General features: G+C 44.7%; 15 protein-coding genes. 9 read left to right on the top strand and 6 right to left on the bottom strand.

Translation table 11 applies throughout. From position 1 onward, the window contains the following. Nucleotides 1-14 precede the first annotated feature (14 nt). From obgE to hpt, 3 genes are read right to left on the bottom strand one after another with little or no spacing between them, the layout of a single operon-like run. Nucleotides 15-1,004, bottom strand: coding sequence for a GTPase ObgE (gene obgE / locus ACT29H_RS04440; protein ID WP_444820392.1), 990 nt, complete (start codon nucleotides 1,002-1,004; stop codon nucleotides 15-17). Nucleotides 1,005-1,020: 16 nt separating this feature from the next. After that, nucleotides 1,021-1,593 (bottom strand): adenylate kinase, encoded by a 573-nt coding sequence (locus ACT29H_RS04435; RefSeq protein WP_444820391.1) that lies wholly within the window; start codon nucleotides 1,591-1,593, stop codon nucleotides 1,021-1,023. A gap of 16 nt (nucleotides 1,594-1,609) precedes the next feature. After that, the gene (gene hpt, locus ACT29H_RS04430) at nucleotides 1,610-2,146 is read right to left on the bottom strand and encodes a hypoxanthine phosphoribosyltransferase (protein WP_444820390.1); all 537 of its coding nucleotides are present in this window, start codon (nucleotides 2,144-2,146) and stop codon (nucleotides 1,610-1,612) included. Nucleotides 2,147-2,715: 569 nt separating this feature from the next. Between hpt and purE the strand changes: the two genes are divergently transcribed. After that, the gene (gene purE / locus ACT29H_RS04425) at nucleotides 2,716-3,228 is read left to right on the top strand and encodes a 5-(carboxyamino)imidazole ribonucleotide mutase (RefSeq protein WP_444820389.1); all 513 of its coding nucleotides are present in this window, start codon (nucleotides 2,716-2,718) and stop codon (nucleotides 3,226-3,228) included. Nucleotides 3,229-3,240: 12 nt separating this feature from the next. After that, nucleotides 3,241-3,882, top strand: a complete 642-nt coding sequence (gene pdxH, locus ACT29H_RS04420) for a pyridoxamine 5'-phosphate oxidase (protein ID WP_444820388.1) — start codon at nucleotides 3,241-3,243, stop codon at nucleotides 3,880-3,882. 111 nt (nucleotides 3,883-3,993) lie between these two features. Here the strand turns inward: pdxH and gldA are convergent, their stop codons facing one another. Next, on the bottom strand, nucleotides 3,994-4,899 hold the full coding sequence (gldA, locus tag ACT29H_RS04415; RefSeq protein ID WP_444820387.1) for a gliding motility-associated ABC transporter ATP-binding subunit GldA: 906 nt from the start codon (nucleotides 4,897-4,899) through the stop codon (nucleotides 3,994-3,996). Nucleotides 4,900-5,036: 137 nt separating this feature from the next. Here gldA and ispG point away from each other — a divergent pair, with 137 nt between their 5' ends. The 4 genes from ispG (at nucleotide 5,037) to ACT29H_RS04395 (ending at nucleotide 9,477) form a co-directional block, all read left to right on the top strand. Further along, a complete protein-coding gene (gene ispG, locus ACT29H_RS04410) occupies nucleotides 5,037-6,917 on the top strand; it encodes a (E)-4-hydroxy-3-methylbut-2-enyl-diphosphate synthase (protein WP_444820386.1) in 1,881 nt (626 codons plus the stop codon). A gap of 146 nt (nucleotides 6,918-7,063) precedes the next feature. Further along, the gene (locus ACT29H_RS04405) at nucleotides 7,064-7,846 is read left to right on the top strand and encodes a hypothetical protein (RefSeq protein WP_444820385.1); all 783 of its coding nucleotides are present in this window, start codon (nucleotides 7,064-7,066) and stop codon (nucleotides 7,844-7,846) included. Between the two features lie 60 nt (nucleotides 7,847-7,906). Next, on the top strand, nucleotides 7,907-8,350 hold the full coding sequence (locus ACT29H_RS04400; RefSeq protein ID WP_444820384.1) for a DMT family transporter: 444 nt from the start codon (nucleotides 7,907-7,909) through the stop codon (nucleotides 8,348-8,350). Next, a complete protein-coding gene (locus ACT29H_RS04395) occupies nucleotides 8,347-9,477 on the top strand; it encodes an endonuclease/exonuclease/phosphatase family protein (protein WP_444820383.1) in 1,131 nt (376 codons plus the stop codon). Before ACT29H_RS04400 ends, ACT29H_RS04395 begins: the two co-directional genes overlap by 4 nt. On the opposite strand, the gene ACT29H_RS04390 is transcribed toward ACT29H_RS04395, so the two are convergent. Then, nucleotides 9,450-9,626 (bottom strand): hypothetical protein, encoded by a 177-nt coding sequence (locus ACT29H_RS04390; RefSeq protein WP_444820382.1) that lies wholly within the window; start codon nucleotides 9,624-9,626, stop codon nucleotides 9,450-9,452. The two genes, ACT29H_RS04395 and ACT29H_RS04390, sit on opposite strands and share 28 nt — an antisense overlap. Nucleotides 9,627-9,716: 90 nt before the next feature. Beyond that, the gene (locus ACT29H_RS04385) at nucleotides 9,717-10,457 is read right to left on the bottom strand and encodes a DNA-binding domain-containing protein (protein ID WP_444820381.1); all 741 of its coding nucleotides are present in this window, start codon (nucleotides 10,455-10,457) and stop codon (nucleotides 9,717-9,719) included. Nucleotides 10,458-11,050: 593 nt separating this feature from the next. Between ACT29H_RS04385 and ACT29H_RS04380 the strand changes: the two genes are divergently transcribed. The 3 genes from ACT29H_RS04380 (at nucleotide 11,051) to ACT29H_RS04370 (ending at nucleotide 14,467) form a co-directional block, all read left to right on the top strand. Then, nucleotides 11,051-11,809: a response regulator transcription factor gene (locus tag ACT29H_RS04380; RefSeq protein WP_444820380.1), complete on the top strand. Its 759-nt coding sequence runs from the start codon at nucleotides 11,051-11,053 to the stop codon at nucleotides 11,807-11,809. A 373-nt stretch (nucleotides 11,810-12,182) separates the two neighbouring features. Next, complete coding sequence (gene mutA / locus ACT29H_RS04375) at nucleotides 12,183-14,045, top strand: methylmalonyl-CoA mutase small subunit (protein WP_444820379.1); 1,863 nt, start codon at nucleotides 12,183-12,185, stop codon at nucleotides 14,043-14,045. Nucleotides 14,046-14,110: 65 nt separating this feature from the next. After that, nucleotides 14,111-14,467, top strand: a complete 357-nt coding sequence (locus ACT29H_RS04370) for a four helix bundle protein (protein WP_444820378.1) — start codon at nucleotides 14,111-14,113, stop codon at nucleotides 14,465-14,467. Nucleotides 14,468-14,490: the final 23 nt, after the last annotated feature.

Here is a 14,490-nt window from a genome sequence, read left to right as displayed (position 1 = left end):
ACCAATCACAAATATCAATGTTCCAGTTCTCTCCAGAGCATATCTTTAAGCTCTGAAAGACCTTTTTGAGTAACAGAAGAAACAAAAACCCTCGGGATTTCCGGCAAATCCTCCTCTATTTCGGCCTGCAGTTCATCATCAATCAAATCGGATTTGGTGATGGCAAGTAAACGTTTCTTGTCAAGCAGTTCGGGGTTATATTGTCGCAGTTCATTGAGAAGGACTTTATACTCCTGATGAATATCATCACTATCGGCCGGCACCATAAACAAGAGTACCGAATTTCGTTCAATATGTCGCAGAAAACGCAGGCCCAACCCTTTCCCTTCATGCGCTCCTTCAATAATCCCCGGGATATCAGCCATAACAAAGGAACGATGATCGCGATATTTTACAATTCCCAAATTGGGGACCAGAGTGGTAAAAGGATAATTGGCAATTTCCGGTTTGGCAGCACTGACCACCGACAAAAGAGTTGACTTGCCTGCATTAGGAAAACCTACCAGACCGACATCGGCCAGCACTTTTAATTCCAGAATAACAGTTCTTTCTATCCCCGGTTCTCCGGGCTGAGCATAACGGGGTGTTTGATTGGTGGCTGTTTTAAAATGAGCATTTCCCAAGCCACCTCTACCCCCTTGCACCAATATGCGTTCTTCCTTATCCTGCGTGATTTCGAACAGCACTTCACCGGTTTCACCATCTTTGGCTACTGTGCCGGGCGGAACCTCAATGTACACATCTTTACCATTGGCACCCGTAGAGGTTTGTTTACCTCCCGACTCACCATGCCCGGCAAAAACATGTCGTTGGTATTTCAGGTGAAGCAACGTCCAGGTGTTTCGGTTGCCGCGCAGGATAATATGTCCGCCGCGGCCTCCGTCACCTCCGTCGGGACCTCCTTTGGCCACGAACTTCTCGCGCCGCAAATGTCGCGACCCTGCCCCGCCTTTCCCGGAACGGCAGAATATCTTTACATAGTCAACAAAGTTCGATCCCGACATGTTATTCTTGTTTTATTTATTGGGCATTTTCGATGGCGCTGCTAATCCGTCCAAAGATATCGTCAATAGCTCCCTCGCCAAGTATGGCATGGTAGCTCCCCTCAGCCTTGTAAAACTCAATGACCGGAGCTGTCTGTTCTTCGTAAACACGAATACGTTTTTCTATGGTCTCCAGATTATCATCGGAACGTCCGGACACCTCTCCTCGTTTAAGCAAGCGCTGAATAAGCTCTTCTCTCTGTACCTCCAGATTGAGCATTACATTTACATCCTCACCTCTTTTTCGAAGCATTTTTTTCAATGCGCCGGCCTGATCCACAGTGCGCGGGAATCCGTCAAAGATGACTCCCTGAGCAGTGGTCAATGATTCCAGCTTTTTCTCAAGCATATCTATAATGGTCGCATCTGGCACCAGCTCTCCTTTATCAATAAAGGCTTTGGCTTGTTTTCCAAGTTCCGTCTGTTCTTTAATCTCCTGACGCAAAATATCACCTGTTGAGATGTGGGCAAACCCATATTTTGCGATGATCTTTTCACTTTGCGTTCCTTTTCCTGAACCCGGAGGTCCGAAAATCACAACATTTAACATGGTAATCGATATATTTTTATTTTACAACAGTATAAATATCGGGTAAGTTACGGCCATAACCGTCATAGTCAAGACCATATCCAACAATAAAATCGTTGGGGATTTCCATCCCTACATAGTCCAGTTTTATATCTCGGGTACATGCTTCCGGCTTAAATAAGAGAGTGGCAATTCTCACATCTGCCGGATTCTGACTTTCAAGCTGTCCCACCAGATTTTCAATGGTCACACCCGTGTCAACAATATCTTCCAGCAGAACAACCGTACGACCTTCAACCTTCTCATTAAGACCAATGAGATGTTTAACCTCTCCGGTACTTCCCATTCCCTGATAGGAAGAGAGCTTTACAAAGCTGATTTCACATGGAAATTCAATAAGTTTCATCAAATCGGCAGAAAACATGAAAGACCCGTTAAGGATACATATCATCAATGGGTTTTTATCATGAAGATCCTGATTGATTTTCATGGCCATTTCCCAAATTGCTTTTTTGATGTCACTGGCAGGGATAGAAAGGACAAACTCTTTATCTAACAGTTGGATACGCTTCATTAGGTGTTATTTAATTTCAAAATTAATGATCCGCTCATTAGGCTTCAATTTACTGGTGAAAGCCTCTTAATACTCTATTATAAAATACTCAATTTCTTTTAAAGCTTGTCATACTTAGTGGAAAAATGGAATTCATGTGGGCGACCGGCTCCCATAACTTGGGAATTTTCACAATTTCAATTTATTCTAAAATGGCTTGTTGCCATTTCTCTCAGTCTCATCCCGCCACCAAATATAACACTTCAACATTTCAAACGAGCTACAACAACCTTTGCATTAGTAGCGTCTATCAGTCCCAATCCCTTCATTCCTAACCGCCATGTTGTTTCTGCAACGTTAATATAAGCCGCATTGAAAAGATGCAAAAGTATAAAAATTTGAACAGATCAGGGTAATTAATGTTAATGTTCGTAGTTTTGTAAGGTAATAAATAATTTCACCTTTGATCACAGACCATTGTCCCGACCTTTAAGAATGAGTTTTAGCAACTCACTCAGCCCCTTAAAAGGAAACGAACTCATTCTAAATTGGTGCAATTCACAAGCCATTAACTTAAAACCAATATACCAATGAAGCCATTAGTGAGTATTATTATGGGAAGCACTTCCGATCTTCCAGTGATGGAAAAAGCAGCCAAGGTGCTTGACGACTTTCAAATCCCTTTTGAAATCAATGCGCTTTCGGCTCACCGGACTCCCGATCAGGTTATGCAATTTGCCCGCGAAGCTTATGATCGAGGAATTCGGGTCATTATTGCCGGGGCCGGGGGAGCCGCCCATTTGCCCGGAGTTATTGCCGCCCTCGCACCGATCCCTGTCATTGGCGTGCCTATTAAAGCATCTATCTCCATCGATGGATGGGACTCTATTCTTTCCATTCTTCAGATGCCTCCCGGAATACCGGTAGCCACTGTTGGTCTTGACGGTGCACAAAATGCCGGCATCCTGGCAGTTCAAATACTGGGGACTGGCAATGAAGAAATTCATCAAAAGATGGTTGCCTATAAATCCTCTCTTGCCAAAAAGATTGAAAAGGCCAACCAAGAGCTGGCGGCGGTAAAATTCGAATACAAAACCAATTAATTAATTTCGATTTTGCAAAGCAAGTTTCAACATATCCGTAAAAATTACGGCCGATATTCACTGGACAGAGACCATTTGCATCCATTACCTATGAAACAGTTGATGAAATGGATGAATGAGGCGGTGGAATCAGAACAAACCGAACCCACCGCCATGTCACTGGCCAGTGTTGATGCATCAGGACAACCCTCACAACGCATTGTTCTGATGAAAGGGATAACAGAAAGAGGAATTTCTTTTTACACCAACTACCATAGCCGCAAGGGAAATCATTTTCAGCACCATCCCAAAGCTTCAGTGCTCTTTTTCTGGCCTCTAATGGAACGACAGGTCAGGATGGAGGGGATTGTGGAAAAGCTTCCTGCAACCCGGTCGGACGAATATTTCAGCACCCGTCCCCGTGAAAGTCAAATCGGGGCATGGGCATCCCCTCAAAGTGAAATGGTTAGTAACCGAAAAGTACTGGAAGAACAGTTTAATGAACTGGAAACCCGCTTTCAAGGACAGCCCGTTCCCCGTCCACCCCATTGGGGAGGATACCTGTTTACTCCCCATCGAATAGAATTTTGGCAGGGAGGCGCCAACAGGATGCACGACCGTTTTGAATATTCTCTCACCCAAGACGGTTGGATTGTTAGAAGATTGGCTCCCTGATCTCTGCCTAGAAAGACAAAGGAAGGACCCATTCCGGTCAGGAGAAATAGACTACCATTCCGTATGTTTTCCCGCCGGCATTTTAAAAGAACAGATCTTTCCTATTTCGCATCATGACGTAAGAGAATGAAACACCTCCTCCAGAGATTCATGCTCCACGTTTAGTGTCAACATGATCAGGTCATTATCCACAGCCAGCTTAAAAAGCGCCGGACGCACATCCTGATTGGCTTTGGCGGTTACCAACCATCCGTTCCCTCTGGGATAAACCGACACAACTCCGGCAATGGCATTAATCTTTTCGGGTGCTACTTCCCGGTCGTATTCCACAAACACTTTCTGTTGGTTATGCTTTAACCTCTGTTCCAGGTCAGATGCTTCCTCATTCGCCACCAACTGCCCTCGATTTATGATAATGACCCTTTCGCAAATGGCCTGAACCTCTTGCATGATATGTGTTGAGAGAAGAACCGTTTTTTCTTTTCCCAAATGGCGGATAAGGTTCCTCACCTCTACAATCTGGTTGGGGTCAAGACCGGTAGTAGGTTCATCCAAAATCAACACATCCGGATCGGGCAGCAGCGCCTGCGCCAATCCTACCCGCTGGCGATACCCTTTAGAAAGAGAGCCAATTTTTTTTTGACGTTCGGCAGTAAGACCGGTAAGTTCAATAATCTCTTCCACTCGTTTCTTCTTCTCGCTCAACTTATAGATATCTGCCACAAACATGAGGTACTCCATAATATACATATCCACATACAAAGGATTATGTTCCGGAAGATATCCGATCTTTTTTCGCACCTCTGAATTATTTTTCCCTACTTCAAGTCCGCAAACACTTACCGTCCCCGATGTAACGGGTAAATATCCTGTAATAATCTTCATCATTGTCGATTTTCCTGCCCCATTAGGCCCCAGAAAACCGACGATCTGTCCGTCGGGTACCTCAAAGCTAACATTATCCAGTGCCTTTTGATTCCCGTAATTTTTAGTTACTCCTGATACTACAATCGACATCTTTCCTCGTTTTTCAATCAATAAAATTTCTACACCATATTCTTCAACAACACTCGAGAATAAACTAACCTCTCTAAACTACCCCCGAATCCCGACAAAGTTATTAATTTTGTCAACCTGATAATAATACATCTTTGATGCAAAGTCAAAAATATCATTTCTGCGATTCCTATTTCCAATACCGACGCAACAAAACGGTGCCGGTCAAAGTTGGCAATATTACCATTGGGGGTGATTCTCCCATAAGAATTCAATCGATGACCACCACGAATACACTGGACACCGATGCAACGGTTAACCAATCGATCAAGATTGCGCAGGCCGGAGGTGAGCTGGTACGTATTACTACGCAGGGACGCCGTGAAGCCATAAATCTAAAAAGCATCAAAGAGTCTTTGACCCGTTCCGGTTGTGAGGTGCCACTGGTAGCAGATGTCCATTTCAATCCTTCGGCAGCAGATATTGCGGCACAACTGATCGAAAAGGTTCGCATCAACCCCGGCAATTTCACCGGTGGAGCCAAAAAGTTCAGACAAATAGAAGCCGACAGTGAAGAAGATCGGGCCGGGATGGACCAAATTCGGCAAAAGCTGATCCCGTTCATCAATCAATGCAAAAAACACTACACCGCCATTCGTATTGGGGTGAACCATGGTAGCCTTTCCGATCGTATCATGTCTAAATATGGCGACACACCTCAAGGAATGGTAGAGTCGTGCATGGAGTACCTGCGTATTTGTCGTGAAGAACAATTTAATGATGTAGTTCTAAGCATAAAATCCAGCAACACCAGGGTCATGGTACACACAGTCCGACTGCTGGTACACCGGATGAGGGAGGAGAATATGCATTTCCCCTTGCACTTGGGAGTTACGGAAGCCGGAAGCGGTGAAGATGGTCGGTTAAAATCAGCAGTTGGTATCGGCGCTTTGCTCATCGACGGAATAGGCGACACCATACGTGTATCTCTTACCGAACCCCCCGAAAATGAGATCCCCGTTGCCGGCATGCTGGTGCATTACATGGGTGAAAAAGCCAACCATTCCCCTATTGCCGAGACAAATCCGCAACACTATTCTCCATGTTCGTATGTGAAACGGCAATCCCATCCCGTTATGGGCATTGGCGGTGACAATGCCGTAGCTGTCATGAGCGACCTCAGAGGAACTGAACCTAAAAACATCCGGTTCACAACCCCACCTGAAATTGTTGTTTGCACTCCCGACCAGTTGAATCTCTTACCCGATAACTTGTCCAACGCCATAAAATTACTGGACCACCGGTCCTGTTCGACAGACCTTAACCAAAAGGTTGCGCCTCTATGCTCAATCAATGATGACTGGCATCAAATCCACGAACCGGCATTTGTTGAAATCACCTATCCCGACTTGACCGATGACAATGTGATGCGCCTACGGACGAAAAATAACATTGTTCTAATTCTAAAATCCAACAACCTTAACTCAACAGCAGAGCAGAGAGCCTTTTTCATGGCTATGCAAAACCTGGGGCTAACCCACCCGGTAATTATACACGGACATTACGAAGATAAAAGCAGCGACGACTTCCAATTGAAAGCAGCAACAGACAAAGGTCTTCTCTTTCTGGATGGCTATGGCGATGGTCTATCACTGGCGGCATCGCAGATAGAACCGGATCAAGTCGTGCAAACCTCATTAGGGATCCTCCAGGCATCCAGAGTACGGTTCTCAAAAACTGAATTCATCTCTTGCCCGGGATGCGGTCGTACCCTGTTCGACATACAAAAAACCTCTCAGCAGATCCGTGAAAAAACCAGCCATCTCAAAGGATTAAAAATTGCCATTATGGGATGCATCGTTAACGGGATAGGCGAAATGGCCGATGCCGACTATGGTTATGTAGGAGCCGGACCCGGCAGAATCTCTCTCTTCCGCAACCGTGAATTGATAAGGAAAAGCATCCCCGAAGATCAAGCAGTAAACGAATTGGTCGACCTCATCAAATCATACGGCGACTGGATTGATCCCGTTGAATAAAAACATCTGTTGGTCAAAAAAATAACGACAAACGTGTAAAACATGGGATGTAGACCTGCTGCCATTTTGCAGGTAGTGCATATATTGGTTAACTTGCACTGATCAAAGCGTTAGTCGGTTAAGTCAAAATAATCATATCCAGTCCCATGAAATCATTCCGCCTGTTCCTTGTTTTTTGTCTTTCTCCTCTGGTCTGTTTGGCTGGAGAAATTGAGCTGAGAGGCACCTACCAGGGCGATAATTTGTATGTCAAAAATCCGTATGTTGACTCGGGGGTTGGTTTTTGTGTATATGAGGTGATGGTCAATGGCATGACAACCACCGATGAAATCAACTCCAGTTCCTTCGAAATAGACCTAACAAGATACAATTTCGCCATTGGCGCACCTGTCCATATTGTATTAAAACACAAAGACGGCTGCCAACCCATGGTCGTGAATCCCGATGTTATTGCGGCAAAAGCTACCTTCGAAATCATTAATATCACGGTTGAAGACAATCGTTTAAGATGGAGCACCACCAAAGAAGCCGGAATACTCCCTTTTATTGTGGAACAATACCGATGGAACAAATGGGTTCAGGTGGGTGAAGTGGCAGGCCAGGGCATCCCCGGGCAGCACCATTACGAAATTCCCGTGCGACTCCATTCGGGCGAAAATCGATTCAGGGTGCGCCAAACCGATTCTTTCAATAATCGAAAGCTATCTCCCGAGGTTGTAATTACCAACAACGAACCACCCGTCGAATTGATCTCCAACAAAGTGAGCGAACAACTGGTCTTCACCCGATCAACCCTTTACGAGATATATGATATATATGGCCGAATCGTATTTAAAGGGATTAACGACACGGTCAACATTGCCGGACTGAACAAAGGGGAATACTATTTAAACTTCGACAATCAAATGTCCTTCTTTTTAAAAAAGTGATATTTGTCCGTTTGAATGCTTGGTTGTAAATTGCGCCCATACAAATAAAATTTCAGGTTCATGACCAAGTATGTACTTGTTTTAACAGCTTTGCTCATAGGTGGTTTTCTCTCTATTCAAGGCAGCATTAACGCACAGCTTTCCTCCTATCTGAAGCATCCGTTACAGGCCTCTCTCACCAACTTCATGGTTGGTTCTGTTGTCCTTATTTTCCTGAATATCTTCCTGCGCACCTCCATCCCATCTCTTCACGAGGTGAAATCGATCCCCTGGTACTTATTTCTGGGCGGTGCCATTGGTGCCATGTTTGTCACTTCGGTAGTTCTACTGATCCCAAGAATTGGGGTTACGACCATGTTGGCCGCCTCCATCGCCGGTCAGTTGATTGTGGCAGCGGTGATCGACCACTACGGCTTTTTCAACGTAGCGGTTCATCCTGTCTCTCTAAGCCGCATTGCCGGCATTCTGATGCTGATATTGGGTATCTTTTTAATTCAGCGATGAAACAATTAATCCCTTTCATTTCTATCCTTGTAATCGTCTGTACAGGGTGCGATCCTTTTCACACCGTACTGGATGAAACGGATGTGCGTTATTACTTAACCGCCGATGCAGGGGAAAATACGCTGACTAACCCCAAGAGGGACTCACTCCAAGTGATGACCTGGAATATTAAGTTTGGTGGAGGACGCATCGACTTCTTTTTCGATTGTCATGGCGATCGAGTCATCATGGACTCCTCGGAAGTCATAACCCACCTTAATAGAATAGCTGACTTCATCCGTGCCACACAACCCCATATTTTGTTTGTTCAGGAGATCGATGTCAACAGTAAGCGAAGTGCTTTTATTGATCAAGTGGAATGGATTCTTTCCAAAACACACTTTCACTACGCTGTTTATGCCCCTCAATGGAGGGCCGACCTCATCCCTTCCAACGGATTAGGACGAATGAACTCGGGGAACGCCATATTCTCGGTCACTCCATTATTCCATGCCCAAAGGATTGGTTTGCCGCTGATCGAAGAACAACACTTTTGGGTACGCTATTTCTATCTGCGTCGCCACCTGCTGGATGTTTGCACGGTGATAGGCGGCGACACCATTCACCTGTTAAACACGCACCTATCTGCCTATTCGACCGACGGCACCAAGAAGAAACAGCTCGACCTGGTGTTTCAACACCTCGATTCGCTGGATCGTTACGGCGCCTCATTCGTAATAGGAGGGGATTTCAACACCTTACCACCGGCGACGATGAAGGTTAAAGACTTTCCCGACTCAGCCTGCCAGGGAGAGTTTGAGGCCGACGACTATTCGGGCGAAGAAGAGTGGATGCAACCATTTTATAACCGTTTTTCGCCGGCCATCCCTCTGTCTGCTTACCAACGCAACAACCGGGCGTTTTTCACCCATTCCACTTCATCTCAACACTTCTGGAACCGCAAGCTCGATTACATTTTCAGCAACCTCAATCCGGTACAGTCGGCATCCGTCACCTATCAATCCTTTGAACAGGCAGGAATCCACACCATGGATCTGTCGGACCATTGTGCCATTGAAGCAATAATAAAACAGCCGACACCACCCTCCCCTTCCCTTCCCTACAGAGGCCACCCATCAACGAAGTAACTCGTCGACAAAGGACGGAATAGTTCCGTTCCATTCAGCGGAACCCCACTATTCCGATTATTGGAATGGGCTGTTTCCATCCAACGGAATAAAGTCTTTCCTCCCGACGGAATCGTTCCTTTCCGACCAATGGAAAGGTGCTTTTCCATCTAACGGAACCATAATTTTCCCAGTAATGGAACAGCCCCTTTCCAAATAATGAAGAAGGACAAAGGAATAGGTTGAGGAGATGCATCGAACTATCGAACCGTCAGGCGACCTTCGAAGGTTACTTTCTTGGGCTTTTTCAGAAGGATAGAGGTATTGCCGGAAAATTGCGTTCCCAACTCCAACCGGTAAGAGCCGCCGGGCAGTTTGGGGGTGAGGATAACAATTTCGGAAGGCATATTGGTAATAATATCGACGGGTTCTACAGCAAATATTTCACCACTGTCGGCGTTAATAAACCGGATTCCCACCTCCTCAAGGTCGCCCGCAATTTTCAGTCGAGAACCTTTAATTCTAAGATTGCAGCCGGGTGTTACCAAATCATTGACCGAACCACTCTTGATATCTACAATTTCCACAATTTGGCATCCGGTATCCGCCACCCCCACAATTTCCACATTAATGTTTTTACTCTCCTCCCGTAAAAGCGGTCCCTGATTGAACTGAAAATAAATCAAGTGTCTTTCCGGGTCGTAAGCATCCATCTCACTTTTAAAGCGTCCTCTTATGCCGGTAGAAGCATAGAAATATCCGGTGCTGATCGAAAAACCGTTGCAAAGTTGATAGCCCATTTCCTTTAAAAAGGCCAACACATTTTTCTCCATCATTTCAGGCGTGGAATCGGCCCCCCCACGGGTCACTGCCGCGAGGCAGACATCGCGTGTGTAAAGTGTTTTTTCAGTATCAACTCTGGCATAAAAATCATTGGAATCATTCGACAGATTATTGGGATACAACTTTACCTTTAAACTATGAAATACAGAAGATACCATAATAAAATAGTTTTAAAGGGTTAAACATCAAATAAACGTCAATACAATAATAACAATCCAACCAAAACGTGTCAATAGGATCCGGTGGGGAGGCCCTTTTCGTAGGCCGCAGATCCATAATGACCCCGCAAAAACCAACGAATTCCCTGGTTGATCGAGAAGAACATCACCACCGGAAGATCTAAAGAGAATGGAAGGGGAGAAGTTTCACTTCCACCAACAAACTTATCGGGTATTGTATTAATCTCCGAAACGGAAAAAATTTTCGGGAAGTTAAAACTGAACATCGGAGAAATAAAAACAATGCAACAGTAGTCAGTGCACACAGAAGAAAGAAGATACCCGGGAATGTAAAAAATAAGGGTTCATAATTTTTCCCCGGGTATCCGAACACCAAACATAATTGGTTAAAAAACGGGGTAGGTAAAAATTTTTAATTCGCTCATTGGAAGCACGAATGCAATGTTATTCATTATTTAGAAGCAAATCAATAGTACTTTAGTATAGTTTTTACTATTTTGCTTTTCAATAATTTTGTTCATTTATTGATCAAGACACTTCTAAACACTGAAATAAACTTTTGTAGTTTTTTTATGACCTTTGTAAAACATCTTATTAAATCGGTAGGGAGTGCCAACATGGCCGGAATCCGGACAATAGAAAAGACCGATATTAGGACCATCTTCGAAATATTCTCCCAGATGATGAATCAAAGCATTTATGTTGCGGATTTCACCAAGGGGAAGTTTTTATATGTCTCAAACCATCCATTATTTTTATGCGGCCATCCACCCGACGAAGTAATGGAAATGGGATTCTCGTATTATGAGAAGATCATTGCCCCGGAAGATATGCCTCTGTTTAGAAAAATCAACGAGATAGGCTTCCGCTTTTTTTATGAAAAACCCTCATTAGAGTGGAAGAAGAACTGTTATTTATCCTTCGATTTTAGAATTAAGCAACCTGATGGGAAAAACATACGAATCAACCACAAATGTGTTCCGATGGAGATGACCGAAAATAACAGGATGACAACCGGCGTCTGTTTTGTTTCGCCTTCTCATGCCTCGTTGTCGGGAAATGCCCTCATTCAAAATTTGAATAAGCCGATTCAATACCGGTTAAACCCCACCACACGCCGATTCGAGCTGAGAGATTACAACCTATTGACAGAACGTGAAAAGGAGATACTGTTTTTAAGCACCCAGGGAGCGACCAATTCGGAAATTGCAGAAAAGCTAAAACTCTCACTCTCGACCATAAAACAGCACAAACACAACATCTTCAGGAAACTGAAAGTAACGAACACTTCGGAGGCGGTTTATTATGCCAAAAGCAATCGACTGTTCTAAGCATTCTTAAATTAAAGTTGAGGAACTAGCGTTCCATTGTTCTACCTCACCTATTACTCATTCATGGAACCCGCTGGGTCATAAATTCTGATTGGGCGAAGCGCATGGTATAGGTTCATTTCTCTTTGTTTGGGGTGAACGATCATGCAATGCATGTTCCCATTTGACGTATCGGTATACAATGACAATCCATAAGATCATCCTATAGCACACATTTATCCTTCCCGAATAAGAACCAGAGACGCACATTAGATCAATGAGCTCATTCCACCTGCTCAATAACATTCCACAAACCCAACGGCTTTGTTCCCTATTCCAGAATAATTTCGTTAATTTTGCCCATTGATAACTTGCACAAAAAAATAGTTACATTATGGCAGATAAATCAAATCAGCCGTTGTTTAACGACTTTCCACCTGTTTCTACCGAGGAATGGATGGCGAAAATAACAGCGGATCTCAAAGGAGCGGACTTTGACCGAAAGCTCGTTTGGAAAACCAATGAAGGATTTAACGTTCGTCCTTTCTACAGAGAGGAGGACTTGAAAGGGTTGGATTACTTGAACACTCTTCCCGGTGAATATCCTTATGTTCGCGGAACCAAAACCGACAACCAGTGGCTGGTGCGTCAGGACATAAAAGTCGACGACGTGAAGGCGGCGCACTCAAAAGCACAGGACATCCTGAATAAAGGGGTTAACGCCCTTGGTTTCATCTTCGGGAGTGATGCACTGATTACTAAAGAGAATATATCTGAGCTGCTTAAAGACATTGACCCGGCAAAGGTGGAGCTTAACTTTTCCACTGCCCACGGCAACAAAAAACTCTTTTCAATCTTAAAAGAGTGGCTCAACGAAACCCACGCCGATTTAAAAGCGGTAAAAGGATCACTCAATTTTGATCCCCTGGGAAATCTGACCATTAACGGCAAGGCATGTGTTTCGGTAGAAGAACTCTACGACAATGCTGCCGAGTTGGTAAAAGAAGGCGGTGAATTGCCCCGGTTCCAACCATTGACCGTTAATGCCAAACATTTCACCAATGCCGGTTCGAGCATTGTTCAGGAGCTGGGCTTTGGGCTGGCAATGGCCAATGAATACATGGCACAACTTACCGGTAAAGGCATTAGCGCCGACGATGCAGCCCGCAGCATTCGGTTCAATTTTGGCATTGGAAGCAACTACTTTATGGAGATCGCCAAACTGCGTGCCGGACGCCTGCTTTGGGCCAAGATCGTAGATGCTTACAAGCCTTCCGACAAGGGCGCCAACAAAATGCACACACATTGCGAAACATCGGAATGGAACAAGACTATTTACGATCCTTACGTGAATATGCTTCGCACTCAGACGGAAGCCATGAGCGCCACCATCGGCGGTACCGACTCTCTGACGGTAACACCGTTCGACAAAGTGTTCCGTCCAACAGGTGACTTCAGCGAGCGTATTGCCCGCAACCAACAGTTGCTGCTTAAGGAAGAAGCTTATTTCGGAAAGATTGTGGATCCCTCGGCAGGAAGCTACTACATTGAAAACCTCACCGACAGCATCGCCCATGAAGCCTGGACGCTCTTCCTTGAGGTAGAAAACAAAGGAGGTTATCTGGAAGCCCTGAAAGCCGGATTTATTCAGTCGAAGGTGAAAGAAATCTCCGGGAAGCGACAAAAAGATCTGGCCCGCCGCAAAGAAGTGTTCCTTGGAACCAATCAATATCCCAACAATCTGGAATCTGTGGCATCTGAGATCAATGAAGAACAGGCCTTTTCTGCTACACCGGAAGCGGGCGACATCGAACCCATTCGGTTGTATCGTGGCGCAGAAGAGTTTGAAGCTCTCCGTTTGGCCACCGAAAAAGCCCCCAACCGACCGAAAGTGTTTATGCTGACCTATGGCAATCTGGCCATGCGCCTGGCACGCTCTCAGTTTTCGGGCAACTTCTTTGGTTGTGCCGGGTATGAAATCATCGACAACCTTGGTTTCGACACGGTAGAAAAAGGTGTAGAGGCAGCAAAAGAAGCAAAAGCCGACATCGTGGTGCTTTGCTCATCAGATGATGAATATGCCGAAGCAGCCCCCGCAGCCTTTAAAGCATTGAACGGAGAAGCCATCTTTGTGGTGGCAGGCGCCCCCGCCTGTTCCGATGACCTGAAAGCTCAGGGCATTGAGTACTTCATAAATGTACGTTCCAACTTGCTGGAGACATTGCAGATGTTTAATAAAATGTTGAAAATTCAATAATAATTAAGATATAAGATTTATAGATGTAAGATTATTAGATTTAAAAACTGCAGATTTTCACTGTAATGAAACCCCATAAGTATAGAGATTTAATAATCTGGCAAAAAGCGAGAGCGCTGGTTAAAATTATCTACACCGTGTCCCAAGCTTTCCCGCCAACAGAAACTTATGGATTACAAGGACAATCTCGCAGGGCTGCTGTTTCTATTGTTGCAAATATTGCAGAAGGTTCAGGGAAAGGAACAAAAAAAGATTTCAATCACTTTTTAAATGTCGCCCGCGGGTCTCTTTTTGAATTACAAACCCTAATGATATTACCCAATGACTTGGGATATATCACCACCGAGGTCTTAAACGACATAAATGAAAAGTGTATCGAATTGGAAAAAATGATTTATTCCTTTCAGAAGAGACTTTCCTGATCATCTTGAATCTTAAATCTTAC

Source organism: Thermophagus sp. OGC60D27 (assembly GCF_052400625.1).
Classification (GTDB): domain Bacteria; phylum Bacteroidota; class Bacteroidia; order Bacteroidales; family Marinilabiliaceae; genus Thermophagus.
The sequence above is the reverse complement of the archived record's forward strand: the minus strand, read 5'-3'. Positions and strand labels throughout refer to the sequence as shown.

Coding starts and splice junctions, on each gene's coding strand:
- obgE (WP_444820392.1), bottom strand. CDS start 1,004: ATGTCGGGATCGAACTTTGTTGACTATGTAAAGATATTCTGCCGTTCC.
- ACT29H_RS04435 (WP_444820391.1), bottom strand. CDS start 1,593: ATGTTAAATGTTGTGATTTTCGGACCTCCGGGTTCAGGAAAAGGAACG.
- hpt (WP_444820390.1), bottom strand. CDS start 2,146: ATGAAGCGTATCCAACTGTTAGATAAAGAGTTTGTCCTTTCTATCCCT.
- purE (WP_444820389.1), top strand. CDS start 2,716: ATGAAGCCATTAGTGAGTATTATTATGGGAAGCACTTCCGATCTTCCA.
- gldA (WP_444820387.1), bottom strand. CDS start 4,899: ATGTCGATTGTAGTATCAGGAGTAACTAAAAATTACGGGAATCAAAAG.
- ispG (WP_444820386.1), top strand. CDS start 5,037: ATGCAAAGTCAAAAATATCATTTCTGCGATTCCTATTTCCAATACCGA.
- ACT29H_RS04405 (WP_444820385.1), top strand. CDS start 7,064: ATGAAATCATTCCGCCTGTTCCTTGTTTTTTGTCTTTCTCCTCTGGTC.
- ACT29H_RS04400 (WP_444820384.1), top strand. CDS start 7,907: ATGACCAAGTATGTACTTGTTTTAACAGCTTTGCTCATAGGTGGTTTT.
- ACT29H_RS04395 (WP_444820383.1), top strand. CDS start 8,347: ATGAAACAATTAATCCCTTTCATTTCTATCCTTGTAATCGTCTGTACA.
- ACT29H_RS04390 (WP_444820382.1), bottom strand. CDS start 9,626: ATGGAAAAGCACCTTTCCATTGGTCGGAAAGGAACGATTCCGTCGGGA.
- ACT29H_RS04385 (WP_444820381.1), bottom strand. CDS start 10,457: ATGGTATCTTCTGTATTTCATAGTTTAAAGGTAAAGTTGTATCCCAAT.
- ACT29H_RS04380 (WP_444820380.1), top strand. CDS start 11,051: ATGACCTTTGTAAAACATCTTATTAAATCGGTAGGGAGTGCCAACATG.
- mutA (WP_444820379.1), top strand. CDS start 12,183: ATGGCAGATAAATCAAATCAGCCGTTGTTTAACGACTTTCCACCTGTT.
- ACT29H_RS04370 (WP_444820378.1), top strand. CDS start 14,111: ATGAAACCCCATAAGTATAGAGATTTAATAATCTGGCAAAAAGCGAGA.